Genomic DNA, 19,207 nt, shown 5'->3' with positions numbered 1-19,207 from the left:
CCTAGAGCTGCACCACGGCTTGGCACTTGAGCAGTACCTTGCTGTCATGGGCCGAGACTGCCAGATCGATGCGGGCGGTGCGGGCTTCGGAGTCCAAGGCACCGACCTTGCCCTCCACCGAAATGGTGGTACCTTCGGGATCTTCGACGACTACCGGCTTGGTGAAGCGGGTCTGGTAGTCGATGATGGCCCCCGGGTTGCCGACCCACTGGGAGACCAGGTCGATGACCGATCCCATGGTGAACATGCCGTGGGCAATCACCGATGGCAGTTCCACTTCCTTGGCGAAGCGCTCATTCCAGTGAATCGGGTTGAAGTCGCCCGAGGCACCTGCATAGCGGACGAGGTCCGCGCGGTTGACCTGCACCGTGTGCGATCCAATGACCTGGCCCTTTTCGAGGCTTTCGAATTCAATCATGCTTAGTCCTCAGCTCGTACCAGTAGCGATGAAACGGTGGTTGCGATCTTCTCGCCAGCCACGGTGGTTATTTCCGCGCGGGTGGTGATCATGGCACCGGCACCCATTTCACGGACCTGGTCCACGTAGAGCTCGGCAAGCAGTTCATCGCCGGCAACGATTGGACGGTGATGGGTGAAGCGCTGGTCGGCGTGCACCACGCGGGAGAAGTCGATGCCACTGGCCGGGTCGGCAATCAGCTGCGCGTCAGCGCGCTGGGCGATGATGATCGCGAAGGTCGGAGGGGCAACGACATCGCTATAGCCCAGCTCGCGAGCGGCCTGCACATCGTAGTGCGCCTGGTTGGCGGCCTTGGTGGCCTTGGCGAATTCGCGGATCTTTTCGCGGCCTACCTGGTAGGACTCGCCGGCAGGGTAGATGCGCCCTACCAGGTCGGGGTTGATGCCCATGGATTCTCCTGAACGTTGTTGGAAGTGGCCAGGCGAGGCTGCCGCCGGATACGGGACCCGGGCGCAGCCAAGCGGTCACACGGTGGAATTCTTGCGGAGCCCTAGTCCTGCCCGTCCGCCGGGCGCTTCTTGGCTCGAGGGGCCGCCAGGCCATTGGCAATGCGCCACTGGCGCGCATCCCTGGCGCGGACAACCAGTCCGGCGATGTGGCAGAGCATGCCGATGACCATGATGCCGATTGCTGTGTAGACCGTTGGCAGCGATGGAATGTTGGCGCCGATGATGGCCAAGATGATGCCTGCGCCCATGATGCCCATGGCAGCGAAGACGAGCTTCTTATAGCGTGGTGAGGCTGATTCCCAAGGAGTGTTGGTCATGGTTCAAGTCTAGTTCAGCTCCGGCTGTGTCCGCTCATTGTGGCCGGGGCATTTCCCCGTGACTCCCCCGACAACGCTGGGCCTGATTCAGAACAGGGCGGATTGCTCTTCCCTGAAATCTGCGCAGTTCTCCACGATGGCGACCTCGCGGGTCTTCAACTCGGCGGCATCCAGCAGGCGCACGGTGGTGCCTTCGCCGCTGTCTGCGAGGATGCTTTGCCCCAGCACGCCGCGGATGCGCAGATTCACGGTGTTCCCGCCCAGCGCGGTATTCCAGGCATGCAGCGCATGGGTATCCCAGGCGTCTACTACCGGGCGGGCGAAGGCCGGTTGTTCCCACAGCTCGTCGCGCAGCTGCACGCCGTAGGTTTCCAAGCCCCGCTGGGCGCCAAGGAAGGACCGGGCCCGGCTTGCCGCTTCGGAGTTGATCTGGTCCAGCTGGGCGTAGTCCAGTTCCCAGCTGGCCAGTCCCTTGATCTTGGACTTCTGCCGGACTTGCTGGCTCAGGCCCACGTGTTCAGTGACAAGGTCTTCGAGCACTCGAATAGCGGCTCCATCAGCGGCGCGGGCAATATAGCGGGCAATGACCGCTCCCTGCTGCGCCAAGCGAGTCCATTTGCTCTGGGTTGAGGTGGTACCGACTTTGGTCGCCCCATGGGCGAAGCTTGCGACATACAAGAAGTGCGGCTGCTCCAGGTACTTGCGCATGCCTTCCGGGGCTTCGCCGGTCTTGTGGAAATGATGCATGAACTTCGAATGATCCAGCCGGCGGCAGCGTTCGCACTGGGTTCCGGTACGCAGCGCTTTGTTCTTCGGGCAAGGCAAGGTGTTGCGAGAGCCATCGCTGTTCATCGTGATGTAGCCCAGGCAGAATTTCAGTTCGCCGATGCGCAGGCTTAGTGAACGGTTGGCTTCCAGGTATTCGGTGCTCCAGGTATCGCCGGCGCGCAGCCGGAGCATCGGGGCGGGTTCGTGTTCTGCGAAGCTGATGCCGTGGCATAGCTGCCGGGTAGCTGAAGCGAATTCCATCAGGACCTTTCTGAAGTTGCCCCTCCCACCTTAGGCCACAACCGCCCGGCGCCGCTCGCCTAGCGGTGGGCGAGCATGTGGTGGCGGCCCGCGGGCAGCACCAGCGGCTTGAGCGTGCTCGGGTCGGCGATGACCTGGCAAGGCAGGCCGAAGACCTCGTGGACCACCTGCGCGGTGAGCATGTCCTCGGGTGCGCCCTGCGCCCTGATCTGCCCGTCGCGCATGGCGACCAGGTGATCGGAGTAGCGCGCTGCCAGATTCAAATCGTGCAGCACCATCACCACCGTGGTCCCGCGTTGCCGGTTGAGGTCGGTGAGCAGATCCAGCACGTCCAGCTGGTGGCTGACATCCAGATAGGTGGTCGGTTCGTCGAGCAGCAGCACCTGCGTGCCCTGTGCCAGCGCCATGGCGATCCAGACGCGCTGTCGCTGGCCGCCGGAGAGCTCGTCCACCGGCCGGTCCGCCAGTTCCGCAGTGGAGGTGGCTTCCAGCGCTTGGGCTACCGCTACGTCGTCTGCATCGCTCCAGCGGGAGAACAGCCCCTGGTGCGGTTGCCTCCCGCGCCCCACCAGGTCCGCCACGGTGATCCCTTCCGGAGCGATCGGGGTTTGCGGCAGCAGGCCCAGGGTCTTGGCCAGTGCCTTGGGCTGCATCCGGTGGATGTCGTGGCCATCGAGCAGCACTTGTCCGGCCCTGGGACGCAGCAGCCTGGACATCGAGCGCAGCAAGGTGGACTTGCCGCAGGCATTGGGCCCGACAATGGAGGTGATCTTCCCCGCCGGGATTTGAAGGTCGAGTCCATCGATGATGATGCGCTCGCCATAGCCGACGTGCAAATCGGTGGCGGCCAGTTCACTGCGCGGCATTACAGGGTGCCTCCAGCACGGTTGGTTCGAATGATGAGGTAGACCAGATACGGTGCACCGAGTGCCCCGGTGATGACTCCCACCGGGAAGCGCGTGCCCAGCAGGTATTGCCCGGCAAAGTCGGCCACCAGCACCAGCAGCGCTCCGATGAGCGCGGCGGGCAGCAGCTTCGAGCCGCGGGACCCGATGATGCGCCCGGCGATGGGCCCGGAAAGGAAAGCGACGAAGGCGATGGGCCCGGTGGCCGCGGTAGCGAAGGAAATAAGCCCGACGGCAGCCAGGATGACCAGGATCCGCGTTCGTTCCACGCGGGTGCCCAGGGCGGCCGCGGCATCATCGCCCATTTGCAGGCTGTCCAGGTACTTGGCCTGGCCCAGCAGCAGCGGGCCGAGCACGGCCAGCGCCAGCAGCACCGGCAGGGTTTCGCCCCAGGTGCTGCCGTTCAGGCTGCCGGTGAGCCAGCGCGTGGCCTCCTGCAGGTCCCACTGCCCGGCCTGGTCCAGCACCCAGCTGATCAGCGATTCGAGCATCGCGGCAATGCCGATGCCCACCAGGATCAGCCGGGTTCCGGCAGCTCCGCCCTTGTAGGACAGGATGTAGATCAGGAAAGCGACCAGCAGGCCGGCGGCGATGGCGAAGGCCGAGACCATGGTTCCGGACAGCGAGAGCATTACGATGGCGAAGGCCGCGGCCGCTGAGGCGCCGGTGCTGATGCCGATCACATCCGGGCTGGCCAGCGGGTTGCGCAGCAGCGTCTGGAAGCTGGCTCCGGCGAGCCCGAACGCCAGTCCCGCAATCAGGCCGATGGCGGTGCGCGGCAGGCGCAGTGTGCCCACGGTGAAACTGGCCCCGGGAACCTGGTGCCCGAGAATCACCTGCCACACCTGCGCTGGCGAGTAGTTGCTCTGGCCCACGCAAAGGCTCAGCAGCACCATGCCCAGCACCAGCAGGACCAGCACTGCGATGATCATCCGGCGTTGCCGCTGGCGCAGTGCGCGCGCGGCACGCAGCCTGCGCACCAGTTGGGCGCGGTCCTGCGCGGCCTCGGCCCCGGGTGCGATGGCCGGGTCCGCCAGCGCCGATTGGATCGTTGCCTTCACAGTTCCCTGACCTTTGCCCGCCGCACGATGATGATGAATACCGGCGCACCGATCAGCGCCGTCAGGATGCCCACATCCAGTTCCCCGGGCCGGGCCACGATCCTCCCGATGATGTCGGAGAGCACCAGCAGCCCGGCCCCGGCCAAAGCCGAGAACGGCAGCAGCCAGCGCTGGTCCACGCCGATGAGCAACCGGCACATATGCGGAATCACCAGTCCGACAAAGCCGATGGGTCCGGCCATGGCCGTCGCCGCTCCGCACAGGATGACCGCAGCCAGGGCGGAAACTGCCCGGATGAGCATGACTTTTTCTCCCAGCCCTGCTGCCAGTTCGTCGCCCAAAGCCAGGGAATTGAGTGCATTCGCGCTGCCCAGCGCCACTACCAGTCCCACGGCCAGGAAGGGCAGCATCGGTGCGACGTTGGCGAAGGTCGCTCCGCCAACCCCGCCGATTTGCCACGACCGGATGATGTCGCCCAGATCCGCCCGGGGCAGGGAGATGGCGGTGATGAAGGAAGCCAGGGCCGCGGAGGTGGCGGCCCCGGCCAGGGCGAGCTTCAACGGGGTGGCCCCGCCGCGGCCCATGGACCCCACCACGTAGACGAAGATCGCTGCCAGCCCCGCACCGGCAATCGCCGCCCAGATGTAGCCGTGGGCGGTGCTGAGGCCGAACCAGGCAATGCCAATGACCACGGCGAGCGACGCGCCCATGTTCACTCCCAGGATGCTCGGATCGGCCAGCGGGTTCCGGGTGACTGCTTGCATGATGGCTCCGGAGAGCCCCAGAGCCGCCCCGATGACAAGTGCCAGCACGGTCCGCGGCACGCGTTTGACCACGGCTGCCTGCGAGACGTTCTGGGCGTGCCCCTGCAGACCAGCCCACACATCGGCGGCGGACACGCTCCTGGCCCCGATGGCAACGGATGCCACAGCGAGCAGAACCACGATGAGCAGCACTAGTGCCAGCCAGAGAAGCCGGCGCCTGCGCGGCTGGCGCAAGGCAGCGCCAGCCACGTCTCGGCGCTGAGCCGTTTCAATCATTCAGGAAGTCCCCGGTCTTCAATCCCCGGTGCGCCGCGGCGCGCCGGATCGCTGCTACTTGCCTGCCTTCTCGGCTGCTTCGCCCAACAGGTCGAGGTAGTCATCAAGCACCCACGAGATGGCCAGCGGAGTCGGGTTGGCTGCCGTGCCGAGCGGACCGCTGCCATCCAGCGCGACCACTGCGTGGTTCTTCACTGCCGGCATCTGCGACAGCAGCGGGTCGGCTTCGAGGGTTTTCACCAGTTCCTCGTCACCATAGGTGACGATCACATCGACGTCCGAGAGCGTGTCCACGTTTTCCGCCGAGATCTCGCCGGAGAATTTCACGTCGCCGCTCGATGCTTCGGCTACCGCGTCGGGGGTGGCCATGCCCAAGTCATCGAAGAAGGCCGTACGGGTATCGTGCGTCGTGTAGAAATTGATGGTGGACAGATCAGCAGGGTCGACATGGGTCACGAACATCACGGATTTTCCTGCAATGCTCGGATGCTCTTCGAGCCCTTCAGCGATGTCCGCCTCAATGCCCTCGATCATTTCCTTGCCCTCGGCTTCCATGCCCAGGGCTTTGGAGCTCAGCAAGATATTGTCCCGCCAGGTCGTAGACCACGGAGCCTGGGGATAGGCGACGACCGGGGCGATCTGGCTGAGCGTGTCATAGTCTTCCTGGGTGAGCCCGGAATAGCCGGCCAGGATCAAATCCGGCTTGGAGTCGGCCACTGCCTCGAAGTCCACGCCGTCGGTTTCGTCGAAGAGCACCGGGGTTTCCCCGCCCAATTCCGCAAGCTTGTCTTCGACCCAAGGAAGGATCCCGTCTGCGCCGTCATCTCCGAAATTGGCGGCCGCCATGCCCACAGGGACGATGCCCAGAGCCAGCGGCACTTCCTGGTTGGACCAATTCACTGTGGCGATGCGTTGCGGCTTTTCTGGAATTTCGGCACTCCCCAGGGCATGCTCAATGCTCAACGGATAACTTTGGGCTGCTTCGCTGGCGGCTGGAACCGGGTCGCTGGATCCAGTCGCGGCCTGCGAGCAACCGGTCAGGGCCAGGGCGGCGGCTGCTGCGAAAACGGCAGGCTTCCAGAGGGTACGGCGTGATGCGAGCATGGTTTTTTCTCCACGGTGTGTCAGCGAGTGCGCTCATCCGGGATCTTGCGCAAACGGAACAGAAACAACCATGGCAATACGCATGATTCCCGTTGAGCAATCCAGTTAGGTGAGCCTTTCCTCTATATCGTATGCACCAAGGCAATTCTTCGCAATCGCGCGAAAATGACAATATTCGCGCGAAAACGACAATGCTATTTCGGTTCGCGGAACGAGGACAGCGTGAAACCCGTGCTTCTGCGGAAGGCGGCACCCAGCGCACTCTGGGAGCTGAATCCCAGCCCATGCGCGATTTCCTGGAGGTCTTCTCCCCGGGCCACCAGTTCCATTGCTTGCTGGGCATGCAACGCCGCTACCCATTTGGCATAGCCGAGTCCGGTTTCGGCTTGAAAGGCCCTGGATATGGTCCGGCCGCTGACACCCAGCCGGTCCGCCCACTGCTGGAGACCGAGCGCCGGCTTGGGCGAGGACAGCATGCTTCGCACGATAGGTTGCAGCAACTCCGCCTGGGGAACATGTATGGACAGTTGCCCCGGCGCGGGGAGCAAATTGTCCATCGCCGCGGCTTCGGTAATAGCGCGGGACTTCGGACTCAAATCCGGATCGGCAAGGCGTTCCAAGAGCAGACCCAGAAGCGGGGTGATCACCACGGCGACAGGTTCGGACGCAAGCGGCTGCACGCTGCGCACCCCGAAATGGTTCATATTGCAGACGCTGCCGGCCCTCGCCATGCCCGAGTGCAGCACTCCCGCCGGCATCCAGGCGCCCAGCGCCGGGGTCACGGTCCAGGTGCGTTGGCCGACACTCACCAAGGAAATGCCCTTCCGATTCCACAACAGCTCATGGGTGGGGTGCGAATGAGCCGGCCACTCCGTATCGACTTCCACACGCTCTTGGAAGGACCCGATGACAAACGGCACCTCGATGGCGCCGGCGGCGTACACCGGCAGTTGGCGCTGCTCAACCATGCGTTCCTCCCTTCGCCCCGGGCCCCGCCCGCTGGCATCCTGCATGAAAACCCTACGGATTCATCACTCTTTCTAGCCTAATTCCTAGGCCGATGACCTACGCTGGGACTACAGCGCACCATGTCCGCGGACATGGCCACAACCTGCAGAGGTGATTTAGGATTTCAACGCCAAACCAAGAAGATCAACGCGATGCCGTTGCCATGCCATCGACTGCGAACCTCAGCCCGGGAAAATTGCAGGAAATGACGCAGGCCTTCCATCTGCAATTCCAGCGGTTCATGATGGAGTACCAGTTCGCCGTCGACGAGGTCCTCACCAAGGTGTCGATTCTGCGCGAGGAGTTCCTCTACCTTCACAAGTACAACCCTATCGAGCATGTCACCTCCCGGGTGAAAACCCCCGAGAGCATCATGCGCAAGGTCAGCCAGCGGAACATCCATCCCTCGCTGCCCGCCATCAGGCAGAACATCAGCGATATCGCCGGGGTCCGCATCACCTGCAGCTTCGTCAAGGATATCTACAAGGTGCTCAACACCCTGACCGCGCAGAACGATCTGAAGGTCATCCAGATCAAGGACTACATCAAGAATCCGAAGCCGAGCGGCTACAAGAGCGTGCATGCCATCCTCGAAATTCCCGTCTTCCTCTCAGATGGGCCTGTCAACGTGATTGTGGAATTGCAGATCCGCACCATCGCCCAAGATTTCTGGGCCAGCCTTGAGCACAAGATCTTCTACAAATACGAAGGCGAAGTTCCGGCACATTTGGCTGCCGAGCTCGCCGAGGCGGCGGCCTTTGCCACACAGTTGGACATGCAAATGCAGAGGCTGCACACCGAGGTCCACGGCCACGATGCAAACCGTGAGACCACAGACAGGCAAGAAGCCGGCTCCGAGATCATCGAGGGATTGCTCATGCTGGCCAAGGAGGCGTCAGGCGGCAACCCTCAACAGGAGAACGGCCCAGAACTCTAGGCCACGGGGCACTTGATCGGCGCACCTATCCGGCAATGGCCCGCCGCCCGGGCCTGGCGCGAAAGATTGCGGGCCCGCGGTGCCCCATTCATAGCGAAATGGAAAAGCCCCGAAATCCGCAAGGATTTCGGGGCTGAATCGGTAGCGGCGCCGGGACTCGATCCCGGGACCTCACGATTATGAGTCGTGCGCTCTAACCAGCTGAGCTACGCCGCCACAAGTGAGAAGCAATCCAGTAGAAGCCAAGAAAGCTTCTCACTCAGAGCCCCCTGCCGGAATCGATCCGGCGACCTCGTTCTTACCAAGAACGCGCTCTACCACTGAGCTAAGGGGGCAACGAGTAAATACTCTACACGCATTTCCCGGCAAAGAAAAATCGGCAAACCGACCTGGAAAACACTCCGAAATTCCCGTAAAACTACTAGTCAAATAGACATTAGCCACCTATTCCGAATCTTCAGGGACGAAGACTGGGACAAAAAGTCCTCGGGTGACGATGCTCACGGAGGTTTTCCTTGAGGTCAATCACGGATTCGACCAGACGTGCAGGATAAAACCCCGCGACACTTCCCCTCTTGGTAAAACCGCAAATCTTCTCCCGAAAAATTACAGGAGGCTCGACTCCCCTAGTCCCTCGACCCTGGGGTTATGGATTGCCCGGAAGGACATTTGGCATCCGGTGCGCGGAGTCGTCCCAACGCACCGCAAACGGAATCCAGGAGGCATGAAGGCAAGTTCTTACTCGCGCGGAATTCACCTAGGCAGCCCGACTCCCATTTCCGTCTTGATTAGGAATATTGTGATGTCAGCAACAAATTCCCGGATGATTTTGCAAACCTCGAAAACCTGTGTAAAGTATTTACCTGTTGCCCCCTTAGCTCAGTGGTAGAGCGCGTTCTTGGTAAGAACGAGGTCGCCGGATCGATTCCGGCAGGGGGCTCGAAATAAGAGAAGCAATCTGGTTCCAGATTGCTTCTCTTTTTGTTTATCTGCCACGCTCAGAGCCCCATCGCGCGGACATCGACCCAGCCTGCGCCCGCGCTGCTTTGCCAGCCATCTGCCGCGGCGTCTACCTCTGATTCCGGATGCGCGCCGCAATAGGCTGCTCGCCTCCGAAAATAATCTCCGGCGCAGATGCCATCGCACTCAACCTGATTTGATGTCACCGTTTGACCACTGGATTTGCAATTCTTCCTCCCAAGCGTGCTAAATTGTTCGCGACCACACGGGTGCCCTGGCAAGGGCTGAGATCGGGCTATCGCCGTCCGCGACCGTTGAACCTGTCCGGGTAATGCCGGCGAAGGAAGTGAGTTTCCCCAGTGGAACAAATTGAACAGCACCCTGCCCACACCCTTGCCTACCGCGAATCTGCGGGAATTTCTGTTCCCGTCACGCAGATCCAATTGGCAGACTCCCCCAATGGACAGCCCAACGAGCCGCTGGCGGTATATCGCACCAGCGGACCGGGAAGCGAGCCCACCCAGGGCCTGCAGCCCTTCCGCGAGCGGTGGATCCTGGAACGCGGGGACGTGGAAACCTATGCAGGTCGCGAACGCAACCTGCACGACGACGGACGCTCAGCGGTCCGCCGCGGCACGGCGAGCGCGGAATGGGCCGGACGCTCAGCCCCGCCGCTGCGGGCCGTTGACGGAGCCCGCGTGACGCAAATGCACTATGCGCGTGCCGGGATCATCACCCCGGAAATGCGCTATGTGGCCCTGCGCGAGGAATGCGATGTCGAGCTGGTGCGCAGCGAGCTCGCGGCCGGGCGAGCCATCATCCCGGCGAACATCAACCACCCGGAATCCGAGCCGATGATCATCGGCAAGGCGTTCCTGGTCAAGATCAATGCGAATATCGGCAACTCGGCGGTGACCAGCTCCATCGTAGAAGAAGTCTCCAAGCTCCAGTGGGCGGCCAAATGGGGCGCGGACACGGTAATGGACCTGTCCACCGGAGATGACATCCACACCACCCGCGAGTGGATCATCCGCAACTCCCCGGTCCCCATCGGCACCGTGCCGATCTACCAGGCGTTGGAGAAGGTCAACGGCGAAGCCAACGAACTGACCTGGGAGATCTTCCGCGACACCGTCATCGAGCAGTGCGAGCAGGGCGTGGACTACATGACCATCCACGCCGGGGTGCTGCTGCGCTACATCCCGCTGACCGCCAACCGGGTCACCGGCATGGTCTCGCGTGGCGGGTCCATCATGGCCGGCTGGTGCTTGGCGCACCACCAGGAGAATTTCCTGTACACCCACTTCGATCAGTTGTGCGAGATCTTCGCGCAGTACGACGTGGCCTTCTCGCTGGGCGACGGGCTGCGCCCGGGCTCCATCGCAGATGCGAACGACGCCGCCCAGTTCGCCGAGCTGGACACCCTGGCCGAGCTGACCAAGCGCGCCTGGAAGTACGATGTGCAGGTGATGGTCGAAGGCCCGGGGCATATCCCGTTCCATCTGGTGCGCGAGAATGTGGAACGCCAGCAGCAGCTGTGCGACGGGGCGCCGTTCTATACCCTTGGCCCGCTGGTCACCGACATCGCCCCGGGCTACGACCACATCACCAGCGCCATTGGCGCCACGGAGATCGCACGGTACGGGACCGCGATGCTCTGCTACGTCACCCCCAAGGAGCATCTGGGACTGCCCAACCGGGATGATGTGAAGACCGGGGTGATCACCTACAAGATCGCTGCGCACGCCGCCGATCTGGCCAAGGGCCACCCGGGTGCCACAGCGCGGGATGATGCGCTGAGCAAGGCGCGCTTCGAATTCCGCTGGAATGACCAGTTCGCGTTGTCCCTTGACCCGGTCACCGCACAGGAATTCCATGATGAGACCTTGCCGGCCGAGCCGGCCAAGACCGCCCACTTCTGCTCCATGTGCGGGCCGAAGTTCTGCTCCATGCGCATCTCCCAGGATATCCGCGACGAGTACGGCTCGGCCGAGGCGCAGGCCGCATTGGCCGGGATGGCGCAGAAAAGCAGGCAGTTCCTTGAAAGCGGCGGCACGGTCTATCTCGGGGACGGGATCCCGGTGGGAACTCCTGCTCCGTAAATAGCCTGCGGCGCACGAAAAACGCCCTTGGGGCAAGCTTTCGGCTTGCCCCAAGGGCGTTATTCAATGCTGTTCAGCTGCGTGCGACTGGCTTAGTAGTCGCGACGTCCACCGCTGCGGCCCGAGTCGCTGAAGCGATCCTTGCCGCCGCGTCCGCCGCCGCCGAAGCCGCCACGTCCGCCGCCGCGTCCGCCACCGAAACCGCCACGGCCGCCACTGCGTCCGCCGCCGAAGCCACCACCACGGCCGCCACGGAAGCCACCGCGGTCGCCTTCGTCGTCGCGACGCGGGCTGCGGCCATTGTCGAGCTCGAGCTCGATGGCTTCGCCGCCGATGCGGGTCTTGGACAGTGCACGCCACTGGTCCTTGCTCAGCTCTGCTGGCAACTCGACCAGGGTGTGGTCCGAACGGATCTCGATGCCGCCGATTTCCGAAGAATCGAAGCCGCCCTCGTTGGCCAGTGCGCCAACGATCGAGCCCGGCTGCACGCGGTTGCGGCGGCCAACGGCCAGACGGTACATGGCGTTGCCCTCGGCAGCGGTCTTGCGGGCACGTGGACCGCGATCGCCACGGTCACCGCGTTCGCTACGCTCGCCGCGCTCTGGGCGATCCATGCGTGCCTTCTTCGAAGGGGACATGACTGGTTCGGTCATCAGCAGCGGGCGGCCGCCCTGGGCCATCAGAGCCAGTGCAGCTGCGATTTCCAGCTGGTCCAGGTCTTCGTGCTCGGAAGCGAACTTCTCCACGATTTCGCGGAAGGTGGTCAGGTCCTGGCCACTGATGGTCTTGTCGATGCGATCGGTGAACTTCTGGATACGACGGTCATTGACCGAATCCAGCGAAGGCAGCTGCATCTGGGTCACCGGCTGGCGGGTAGCCTTCTCGATGGCACGCAGCAAGTACTTCTCGCGCGGGGTCATGAACAGGATCGCGTCGCCCGAGCGGCCAGCACGGCCGGTACGGCCAATGCGGTGCACGTAGGACTCGGTGTCATGCGGGATGTCGAAGTTGATAACGTGCGAAATACGCTCAACGTCCAAGCCACGAGCTGCCACGTCGGTAGCAACCAGGATATCGATCTTGCCCGAGCGCAGGTTTTCCACGGTGCGCTCACGCTGCTGCTGAGGGATGTCGCCGTTGATGGCAGCCGCGGTGAAGCCGCGGGCCTTCAGCTTGTCGGCCAGGTCCTCGGTAGCCATCTTGGTGCGGACGAAGGTGATAACGCCTTCGAACGACTCGGATTCCAGGATGCGGGTCATGGCGTCCAGCTTGTGGGCGCCCATGACCTGCAGGTAGCGCTGGGTGATGTTGGTGCCGGTGGACTGCTTGGACTTCACGGCAACTTCCTGCGGGTTGCGCAGGTATTCCGAAGCGATGCGGCGGATGGTGCGTGGCATGGTTGCCGAGAACAGGGCAACCTGCTTGTCCTCCGGGGTAGCTTCCAAGATCTTGTCGACCTCTTCGGCGAAGCCCATGCGCAGCATTTCGTCGGCCTCATCAAGGACAACGTACTGCAGGTTCGACAGGTCCAAGGAACCCTTGTTGATGTGGTCGATAACGCGACCTGGGGTACCAACGACTACCTGGGCGCCACGGCGCAAGCCGTTGAGCTGCGGGCCGTATGGCGAGCCGCCGTACACTGGCAGAACGGTGAAGTTCGGCAGGTACTTGGCGTAGGAAGTGAAGGCTTCGGCGACCTGGAGGGCCAGCTCGCGGGTTGGAGCCAGAACCAGGATCTGCGGGGTCTTGGCTGGACCATTGGTGTCAGCCAGCTCTGCCATGCGGGACAGGGCAGGAAGCGCGAAAGCAGCGGTCTTGCCGGTACCGGTCTGGGCCAGGCCGACAACGTCGCGGCCTTCGAGAAGCAGTGGAATGGTCGCTGCCTGGATTGGCGATGGCTTTTCGTAGCCAAGGTCGGCAAGCGATGCAAGCACGCGGGCATCCAGGCCAAGTTCGGAGAAGAGCACGGTTGGCTCTTCCGGGGTCTGGTTGTCGTCGGTGTTTACGGGCATGTCAGAAGACACGAAGAATTACCTCATTCGTTAGGGGATAGGCCTTGGCCGTCCCCAAAGAAACGACGTATAGGCTGCACAGTCAGATACAAGTCACGCTCATCAAGCGCTCCCCTATGACATAAAGACCCGCACACACTTTGCGGAAAATACAACACGAGAAGGCTCCGGCCTCAAAAATTGGGCTGGATGCGAGAGGGATACCCTGATGTTCGCGAACACTTAATGCTAGCTTGAACAGGCCACTATTGTCAGTGTCGAGAGCGTGTGAGATCGGGCACCGCACCAAAGCACGTAGGGTTGAGAACGTGAAGAAACCACTTTTTCCGCGACGTCCAGATGAGCCCACCCCAGGCGGATTGTTCATCGCCCAAATGCTATGGCTCCTAGCCGGAGTGCTTTTTCTCGGCTTCGGAGGCTTCCTGGCTTACGAGCATATCCAGGATTCCGCGCTGGATTTCGGAGCCATTGCGCTGATGATCTTTTTCGCCGCTGCCGGCCTTGCCTGCTGTGTGCTGGGTTACCGCTTATTCACCGGGGACCGGGCCGCGCGCGCCCAGCTGTCCTGGTTGGGCCTGATTACCGCGCTGCCGCTGTTGCTGCGATTCGGCCGCTATTCGCTGTTGGCGGCCATCATCATGTTCAGCGTGGCCTTGATGTGGATGCCAGCGAGCAACAGGTATTTCAAGATCGTGGATCCCAAACCGGCCAAGCGCCGCCGGTAGCCGATCCGGAACTTCGTTCAAAGCACCAAGGACCTGGGTTCCGTTGCCCTTTGCGGGCAGCGGGACCCAGGTCCTTTGCGCTTGGTTCTTACAGGTTGGCGAAGGCCTTATCCAGGTCTTCAATCAAATCTGCCGGGTCTTCGATGCCAACGGACAGGCGCAACAGGTTCACCGGAACCGCCAGCTCGGTACCCTTCACCGAAGCGTGGGTCATCTCCGACGGGTAGTTCATCAGCGATTCGATGCCGCCCAGGGATTCTGCCAAGGTGAATAGCTTGGTGCTCTCGGCAATCTTGCGGGCCGCTGATTCTCCGCCGGTGAACTGGACGGACACCATGCCGCCGAAGCCGGACATCTGCTTCTTGGCAATCTCGTGGCCCGGGTGGTCTTCGAAGCCCGGGTAGAGCACGCGCTCGACTTCGCTGCGCTCACGCAGCCACCCGGCAACCTGTGCGGCGTTCTCCGAGTGGGCGCGCATGCGAACGCCCAGGGTCTTCAGGCCGCGGGTGGTCAAGAAGGCGTCCATCGGGCCCGAGACGGCACCCACAGCGAACTGGATGAATCCGATCTTTTCTGCGAGCTGCGCATCCTTGACGATCACCGCACCGCCCACCACATCGGAGTGGCCGCCAATGTACTTGGTGGTCGAGTGGACCACGATGTCAGCACCCAGGGTCAGCGGCTGCTGCAGGAATGGGCTGGCGAAGGTGTTGTCCACGACCAGCAATGCTCCGGCGGCGTGGGCAATCTGCGCGACCTTGGCGATGTCGGTGATGGTCATCATCGGGTTCGAAGGGGTCTCAACCCACACCAGCTTGGCCTTGTTCTTTTCGATAGCGGCAGCCAGCGCTGCTTCATCAGCCATGTTCACCGGGGTGTTGCCGATACCCCAGTCGCCCAGCACGCGGTCAATCAGGCGGAAGGTTCCACCGTAGGCGTCGTTGCCCAGCACAATGTGATCGCCCGGACGCAGGATCGCACGGATCAGCGAATCCTCGGCGGCCAGGCCGGAGCTGAAGGAGAAGGCGTGGGTGCCGAATTCTGCGCCGGCCAGCTGCGCCTGCAGCGCGTCGCGGGTCGGGTTGGTGCCGCGGCCGTACTCGTATCCGTTGCGCAGGCCGCCAATGCCGTCCTGCGCGTAGGTCGAGGAGAAGTGCAGCGGCGGAACTACCGCGCCGGTGACCGGTTCGAATTCCTGGCCCGCATGGACAAAGCGGGTGTTTGCTCCCTGGTGGTTTTCAGTCATCGATATCAATCCTTTGAGGTGTTGTCTCTAGCGGGTGGAGTAGGCCAAGAGATCGGCGGCGGTAGCCGCGGCGATCACTTCGCCGCCCTTGGTCAGCAGTACGGCCGGGTGGCTCTTGAGCAGTTCCTGTGCATGTTCCGGGGTGTCTGCAGTGCCGATGAATGGCTTGGCCAAGTCGCCCAGGTCTGCCAGCGTACTGGTTGGTTCTGCGCCAGCCAGCAGTGCGTCGGTGATGTCCCCCGCGCCAATGACACCGCGGATCTCGCCGATACGCGCTGGCAGCGGCGAGGTCGACACGACCAATGCGTCATCGCCCTGCTCGCGCAGTGCCTTGGCCGCTTCGGCCAGGGTGGTATCCAAAGCCACCGTGGTGGTGCCCTGCTTGGCAAGTGCCGCGCCGATGAAGTCCAAGGCGGAGTATTCATCGGTGGTGAAGCCCTGGTCCAGCATCCACTGGTCGTTGAAGATCTTGGCCAGGTAGCCGCGGCCGCCATCCGGGGCGATCACGACAACTATGTCGTCTTCGCCCAAGTCCTTGGCTGCACGCAGCGCGGCGACCACTGCCATGCCCGAAGAACCGCCCAGCAGCAGGCCTTCTTCCTTGGCCAACCGGCGGGTCATTTCAAAAGCCTCAGCGTCGGTGACTGGTTCCACGGCATCCGGCACGGATGGGTCGTAGTTCCCTGGCCACATATCTTCGCCGACGCCCTCGACGAAGTATGGGCGTCCGGTGCCACCGGAGTAGACCGAGCCATCCGGGTCAGCGGCAATGATCTTGACCGGGCCCGAGGCGCGGCCGGCGGAAACCTGCTTGAGGTAGCGTCCGGTGCCGGTGATGGTGCCGCCGGTTCCTGCGCTGATGACCGCATGGGTCAGCTTGCCGTCGGTGTCGTTCCAGATTTCCGGTCCGGTGGTTTCGAAGTGGCTGTCAGGTGCTGCCGGGTTGGAGAACTGGTCGGGCTTGTAGGCGCCGTCGATCTCGGTAACCAGGCGGTCCGATACGCCGTAGTAGGACTGAGGGGAATCCGGGGCCACCGCGGTTGGGGTGACTACTACCTTGGCACCGTAGGCGCGCAGTACGTCGCGCTTTTCCTCGCCGACCTTATCCGGGGTGACGAAGATGGTGTTGTAGCCCTTGAGCTGGCCCACCATGGCCAAGCCGACACCGGTGTTGCCGCTGGTTGGTTCCACGATGGTTCCGCCGGGCTTGAGCTGGCCGGATTCTTCGGCGCGCTCGACCATCTTCAATGCGATGCGGTCCTTGATGGAACCACCCGGATTCAAGTATTCAAGCTTCACCAATACAGTGGCTTTGATCCCCTCGGTGACTCGATTGAGCTTCACCAAAGGGGTATTGCCGATCAGATCTAGGACTGTGGACGCATACTTCATGTCAAGAACTTTACCGGCGGTTGTCATACATGTCGTTCCGGCACGTAGCGAAACGTCACGCAGTGGACGGGCACTTTTCATCAGTGCTAGGCAAGCCTGCCGCAAGCTACTGCAGGCACGAGGCTATAGGATGCGATTCATGGAGAAGCCGTTGAGCGCCGATTACGATCCGCACCGCCCCGTGTCCTTGCTCAAGACTTTGGGAATCCTGCGCCGGGGACTGGGAGATCCGACCATCCGCCTGTCCCAGAGCGAAGCATGGCTGGCCTTCGGAACACCGTTCGGAGATGCCACGCTGCAAATCAGCAAGCCCGCGCCCACCGCCCCGGCAACGTTTCGAGCATGGGGTCCCGGAGCCCACTGGGCCATCGGCTCAGCTCCGAACCTTCTAGGGGCGCTCGATGACTGGAGCGATTTCGACGCGAGGATCAAAGAAGGGCAGTTCCCCGAAATTATCGCGCGCACCCGCTCGTTGCATCCGGACTTCGTTCTGCCCAGCACCGGCAGGATCTTTGAGCACGCCGCCGGGGCGATCTTGGAACAGCGGGTGACCGGGATTGAAGCGAATTATGCCTGGCGCTGGCTGATCCGCCATTTGGGACAGCGGGCTCCGGGTCCGGCTCCCGAGGGCCTGATGATTTTCCCCGGACCGCAAAAGCTAGCCTCGATGAGGCGATGGGACTGGCAAAAGGCGCGCGTTGAAGGACAGCGGGCTAACACCATGGCACGCCTGCTGCAGGTTGCCGGCAGTTTGCAGTGGTGGGCAGAGAAGCCAATGGACCATGCACGGCCCACCGCCAAGGCTCCGGGCACCTTGGAAGCCGCCTTGGGTTCGGTGCCGGGCATTGGTCCCTGGACAATTGCCGAAACCCTGCAGCGCTCCCACGGATCCAGTGACCATATTTCGGTGGGAGATTTCCATCTGGCTGATTTCGTGGGCCAGGTGCTTACCGGTTCCCGAATCAGCGATGGGCAGATGCTGGAGCTATTGGCGCCATACGCCCCGCACCGTCAACGCGTAGTGCGCTTGCTGGTGCTTTCGGGGCAGAAAAAACAAAGCTTCGGGCCCCGTTACGCACCGCTGGATCACCGGCGGAGGTAAGGAGCCCGAAGCCTCTAATGGTTCTTAGGAATCAGCCTGCGCGGCTTCCTCGGCGATCTGCTTGTGCACTTCGCTCATGTCAATGCCCTTGACCGCGGTGACGAGATCTTCGAGCTGGGTCTGGTTCAACGCACCAGCCTGCGAGAATACGAGGACCTGTTCGCGGAACGCCATGATGGTAGGAATCGAGGTCACGTTAGCTGCACGTGCCAGGCCCTGCTCAGCTTCGGTATCCACCTTGGCAAAAACGACGTCGCTGAACTTGTCCGAGGTCTGGTCGTAAACCGGTGCAAACTGCTTGCACGGCCCGCACCAGTCAGCCCAGAAGTCCACGAGGACGATGTCGTTGTCTTCAATCAACTTCGCGAAGTCGTCTTCGCTCACATTTTTCGTTGCCATGGTTATACGGTAGCCGATCCTTATTTGAAATACGTAGAAAGGTGATCTTGTTCGGAACCGGGAATAGGAAAGATCCGGGTTGCCGTGCATTCCTTCCGCATGCAAAAAACTCCCGGATCCTGGGATCCGGGAGTTATTTTGTGGCAGATACTGGATTCGAACCAGTGAAGGCGTTGCCAGCTGATTTACAGTCAGCCCCCTTTGGCCACTCGGGTAATCTGCCGAGTACGTTCGCTTCAAGAACATTTGCTCTTGTCGGAACGAGAAATAACTCTACAGGAGTTTTTCGATGTTGTGAAATCGAGAGGGGCATTTTTGCTGTAAGCCTGATCACACCCCAAATCCAGGGGGCAAAACCGGTAGGCTATGAAGCGAATCAGACCCGTTTCAACTAGGAGTATTCACATGGCTAGTGATTCCACATTCGACGTCGTAAGCAAGGTTGATAGCCAGGAAGTCGCCAACGCGATGAACCAGGCCCAGAAGGAAATTGCCCAGCGCTACGACTTCAAGGGCGTTGGCGCTGAAGTTGATTTCAGCGGCGAGAAGATCCTGATGAAGGCCAACTCGGAAGAGCGCGTCAACGCAGTACTGGATGTTTTCCAGTCCAAGCTGGTCAAGCGCGGCATTTCCCTGAAGTCATTGGATGCCGGCGAGCCATTTGCATCCGGCAAGGAATACCGCATCGAAGCAAGCATCAAGGAGGGCATCGCCCAGGATGTCGCCAAGAAGATCAACAAGCTGATTCGCGATGAGGCGCCTAAGGGCATCAAGTCAACCATTCAGGGTGACGAGCTGCGCGTCTCTTCCAAGTCCCGCGATGACCTGCAGGCCACCATGGCTCTGCTGCGCGACTTCGAAGAAGCGGATCTGCAGTTCGTGAACTTCCGCTAGGACTGACCCAGCGTTAGAAATCACGTGATACACAGCGAGGGGGGGTT

Annotated in this window: 18 protein-coding genes, 4 tRNA genes and 1 riboswitch; of the genes, 6 read left to right on the top strand and 16 right to left on the bottom strand. The window is 62.0% G+C overall.

Annotated elements, in window-relative coordinates; translation table 11 throughout:
* Position 1 precedes the first annotated feature (1 nt).
* The 9 genes from ACNPN0_RS02675 to ACNPN0_RS02635 all read right to left on the bottom strand — a co-directional run bounded on the left by ACNPN0_RS02675 (position 2) and on the right by ACNPN0_RS02635 (position 7,351).
* The gene (locus ACNPN0_RS02675) at positions 2-418 is read right to left on the bottom strand and encodes a MaoC family dehydratase (RefSeq protein ID WP_105656887.1); all 417 of its coding nucleotides are present in this window, start codon (positions 416-418) and stop codon (positions 2-4) included.
* 2 nt (positions 419-420) lie between these two features.
* Positions 421-867: a MaoC family dehydratase N-terminal domain-containing protein gene (locus tag ACNPN0_RS02670; RefSeq protein WP_105656888.1), complete on the bottom strand. Its 447-nt coding sequence runs from the start codon at positions 865-867 to the stop codon at positions 421-423.
* Positions 868-968: 101 nt separating this feature from the next.
* Positions 969-1,244, bottom strand: coding sequence for a hypothetical protein (locus tag ACNPN0_RS02665; RefSeq protein ID WP_105656889.1), 276 nt, complete (start codon positions 1,242-1,244; stop codon positions 969-971).
* Between the two features lie 87 nt (positions 1,245-1,331).
* The gene (locus tag ACNPN0_RS02660; protein WP_448937636.1) at positions 1,332-2,273 is read right to left on the bottom strand and encodes a DUF2797 domain-containing protein; all 942 of its coding nucleotides are present in this window, start codon (positions 2,271-2,273) and stop codon (positions 1,332-1,334) included.
* A 59-nt stretch (positions 2,274-2,332) separates the two neighbouring features.
* The gene (locus tag ACNPN0_RS02655) at positions 2,333-3,139 is read right to left on the bottom strand and encodes an ABC transporter ATP-binding protein (RefSeq protein WP_448937635.1); all 807 of its coding nucleotides are present in this window, start codon (positions 3,137-3,139) and stop codon (positions 2,333-2,335) included.
* Positions 3,139-4,239, bottom strand: a complete 1,101-nt coding sequence (locus tag ACNPN0_RS02650; RefSeq protein WP_448937634.1) for a FecCD family ABC transporter permease — start codon at positions 4,237-4,239, stop codon at positions 3,139-3,141. Before ACNPN0_RS02650 ends, ACNPN0_RS02655 begins: the two co-directional genes overlap by 1 nt.
* Complete coding sequence (locus ACNPN0_RS02645; protein WP_448937633.1) at positions 4,236-5,279, bottom strand: FecCD family ABC transporter permease; 1,044 nt, start codon at positions 5,277-5,279, stop codon at positions 4,236-4,238. Before ACNPN0_RS02645 ends, ACNPN0_RS02650 begins: the two co-directional genes overlap by 4 nt.
* 54 nt (positions 5,280-5,333) lie before the next feature.
* Positions 5,334-6,383 carry an iron-siderophore ABC transporter substrate-binding protein gene (locus ACNPN0_RS02640; RefSeq protein ID WP_448937632.1) on the bottom strand — a complete coding sequence of 350 codons (1,050 nt, stop codon included), beginning with the start codon at positions 6,381-6,383 and terminating at the stop codon, positions 5,334-5,336.
* A gap of 194 nt (positions 6,384-6,577) precedes the next feature.
* Complete coding sequence (locus ACNPN0_RS02635) at positions 6,578-7,351, bottom strand: AraC family transcriptional regulator (RefSeq protein WP_448937631.1); 774 nt, start codon at positions 7,349-7,351, stop codon at positions 6,578-6,580.
* A 203-nt stretch (positions 7,352-7,554) separates the two neighbouring features.
* Between ACNPN0_RS02635 and ACNPN0_RS02630 the strand changes: the two genes are divergently transcribed.
* Entirely contained in the window at positions 7,555-8,328 is a 774-nt protein-coding gene (locus tag ACNPN0_RS02630) for a GTP pyrophosphokinase (RefSeq protein WP_448937630.1), read from the top strand.
* A gap of 142 nt (positions 8,329-8,470) precedes the next feature.
* On the opposite strand, the gene ACNPN0_RS02625 is transcribed toward ACNPN0_RS02630, so the two are convergent.
* Positions 8,471-8,544: transfer RNA gene (locus ACNPN0_RS02625), tRNA-Met, on the bottom strand.
* Between the two features lie 47 nt (positions 8,545-8,591).
* Positions 8,592-8,663 (bottom strand) — tRNA-Thr (locus tag ACNPN0_RS02620).
* Between the two features lie 533 nt (positions 8,664-9,196).
* Between ACNPN0_RS02620 and ACNPN0_RS02615 the strand changes: the two genes are divergently transcribed.
* Positions 9,197-9,268: transfer RNA gene (locus tag ACNPN0_RS02615), tRNA-Thr, on the top strand.
* Positions 9,269-9,543: 275 nt separating this feature from the next.
* A riboswitch (TPP riboswitch) is annotated at positions 9,544-9,651 on the top strand.
* Positions 9,648-11,390 (top strand): phosphomethylpyrimidine synthase ThiC, encoded by a 1,743-nt coding sequence (gene thiC / locus ACNPN0_RS02610; protein ID WP_448937629.1) that lies wholly within the window; start codon positions 9,648-9,650, stop codon positions 11,388-11,390. Its footprint overlaps the riboswitch before it by 4 nt.
* Positions 11,391-11,482: 92 nt before the next feature.
* Here thiC and ACNPN0_RS02605 read toward each other — a convergent pair whose 3' ends face one another.
* Entirely contained in the window at positions 11,483-13,402 is a 1,920-nt protein-coding gene (locus tag ACNPN0_RS02605) for a DEAD/DEAH box helicase (protein ID WP_105662540.1), read from the bottom strand.
* A 308-nt stretch (positions 13,403-13,710) separates the two neighbouring features.
* Between ACNPN0_RS02605 and ACNPN0_RS02600 the strand changes: the two genes are divergently transcribed.
* A complete protein-coding gene (locus ACNPN0_RS02600; protein ID WP_133833604.1) occupies positions 13,711-14,127 on the top strand; it encodes a hypothetical protein in 417 nt (138 codons plus the stop codon).
* A gap of 88 nt (positions 14,128-14,215) precedes the next feature.
* Here the strand turns inward: ACNPN0_RS02600 and ACNPN0_RS02595 are convergent, their stop codons facing one another.
* On the bottom strand, positions 14,216-15,373 hold the full coding sequence (locus tag ACNPN0_RS02595; protein ID WP_426733817.1) for a cystathionine gamma-synthase: 1,158 nt from the start codon (positions 15,371-15,373) through the stop codon (positions 14,216-14,218).
* Positions 15,374-15,400: 27 nt separating this feature from the next.
* On the bottom strand, positions 15,401-16,765 hold the full coding sequence (locus ACNPN0_RS02590; RefSeq protein WP_105657076.1) for a pyridoxal-phosphate dependent enzyme: 1,365 nt from the start codon (positions 16,763-16,765) through the stop codon (positions 15,401-15,403).
* Between the two features lie 139 nt (positions 16,766-16,904).
* Here ACNPN0_RS02590 and ACNPN0_RS02585 point away from each other — a divergent pair, with 139 nt between their 5' ends.
* A complete protein-coding gene (locus ACNPN0_RS02585) occupies positions 16,905-17,867 on the top strand; it encodes a DNA-3-methyladenine glycosylase family protein (protein ID WP_332487052.1) in 963 nt (320 codons plus the stop codon).
* A 24-nt stretch (positions 17,868-17,891) separates the two neighbouring features.
* On the opposite strand, the gene trxA is transcribed toward ACNPN0_RS02585, so the two are convergent.
* The gene (gene trxA / locus ACNPN0_RS02580; RefSeq protein ID WP_105656896.1) at positions 17,892-18,266 is read right to left on the bottom strand and encodes a thioredoxin; all 375 of its coding nucleotides are present in this window, start codon (positions 18,264-18,266) and stop codon (positions 17,892-17,894) included.
* Positions 18,267-18,407: 141 nt separating this feature from the next.
* A tRNA-Tyr gene (locus ACNPN0_RS02575) sits at positions 18,408-18,489 on the bottom strand.
* A 182-nt stretch (positions 18,490-18,671) separates the two neighbouring features.
* Here ACNPN0_RS02575 and ACNPN0_RS02570 point away from each other — a divergent pair.
* Positions 18,672-19,160 (top strand): YajQ family cyclic di-GMP-binding protein, encoded by a 489-nt coding sequence (locus ACNPN0_RS02570; RefSeq protein ID WP_105656897.1) that lies wholly within the window; start codon positions 18,672-18,674, stop codon positions 19,158-19,160.
* The last annotated feature ends 47 nt before the right edge of the window (positions 19,161-19,207 follow it).

It is taken from the genome of Glutamicibacter sp. AGC84 (assembly GCF_053543575.1).
Note: the sequence above shows the minus strand (reverse complement) of the source record. Positions and strands in the feature narration are given on the sequence as shown.

What these genes read in the sequence shown, in the direction of transcription:
- ACNPN0_RS02675 (WP_105656887.1), bottom strand. Translation starts at nt 418, where the DNA reads ATGATTGAATTCGAAAGCCTCGAAAAGGGCCAGGTCATTGGATCGCAC.
- ACNPN0_RS02670 (WP_105656888.1), bottom strand. Translation starts at nt 867, where the DNA reads ATGGGCATCAACCCCGACCTGGTAGGGCGCATCTACCCTGCCGGCGAG.
- ACNPN0_RS02665 (WP_105656889.1), bottom strand. Translation starts at nt 1,244, where the DNA reads ATGACCAACACTCCTTGGGAATCAGCCTCACCACGCTATAAGAAGCTC.
- ACNPN0_RS02660 (WP_448937636.1), bottom strand. Translation starts at nt 2,273, where the DNA reads ATGGAATTCGCTTCAGCTACCCGGCAGCTATGCCACGGCATCAGCTTC.
- ACNPN0_RS02655 (WP_448937635.1), bottom strand. Translation starts at nt 3,139, where the DNA reads ATGCCGCGCAGTGAACTGGCCGCCACCGATTTGCACGTCGGCTATGGC.
- ACNPN0_RS02645 (WP_448937633.1), bottom strand. Translation starts at nt 5,279, where the DNA reads ATGATTGAAACGGCTCAGCGCCGAGACGTGGCTGGCGCTGCCTTGCGC.
- ACNPN0_RS02640 (WP_448937632.1), bottom strand. Translation starts at nt 6,383, where the DNA reads ATGCTCGCATCACGCCGTACCCTCTGGAAGCCTGCCGTTTTCGCAGCA.
- ACNPN0_RS02635 (WP_448937631.1), bottom strand. Translation starts at nt 7,351, where the DNA reads ATGGTTGAGCAGCGCCAACTGCCGGTGTACGCCGCCGGCGCCATCGAG.
- ACNPN0_RS02630 (WP_448937630.1), top strand. Translation starts at nt 7,555, where the DNA reads ATGCCATCGACTGCGAACCTCAGCCCGGGAAAATTGCAGGAAATGACG.
- ACNPN0_RS02605 (WP_105662540.1), bottom strand. Translation starts at nt 13,402, where the DNA reads ATGCCCGTAAACACCGACGACAACCAGACCCCGGAAGAGCCAACCGTG.
- ACNPN0_RS02595 (WP_426733817.1), bottom strand. Translation starts at nt 15,373, where the DNA reads ATGACTGAAAACCACCAGGGAGCAAACACCCGCTTTGTCCATGCGGGC.
- ACNPN0_RS02590 (WP_105657076.1), bottom strand. Translation starts at nt 16,765, where the DNA reads ATGAAGTATGCGTCCACAGTCCTAGATCTGATCGGCAATACCCCTTTG.
- ACNPN0_RS02585 (WP_332487052.1), top strand. Translation starts at nt 16,905, where the DNA reads ATGGAGAAGCCGTTGAGCGCCGATTACGATCCGCACCGCCCCGTGTCC.
- trxA (WP_105656896.1), bottom strand. Translation starts at nt 18,266, where the DNA reads ATGGCAACGAAAAATGTGAGCGAAGACGACTTCGCGAAGTTGATTGAA.
- ACNPN0_RS02570 (WP_105656897.1), top strand. Translation starts at nt 18,672, where the DNA reads ATGGCTAGTGATTCCACATTCGACGTCGTAAGCAAGGTTGATAGCCAG.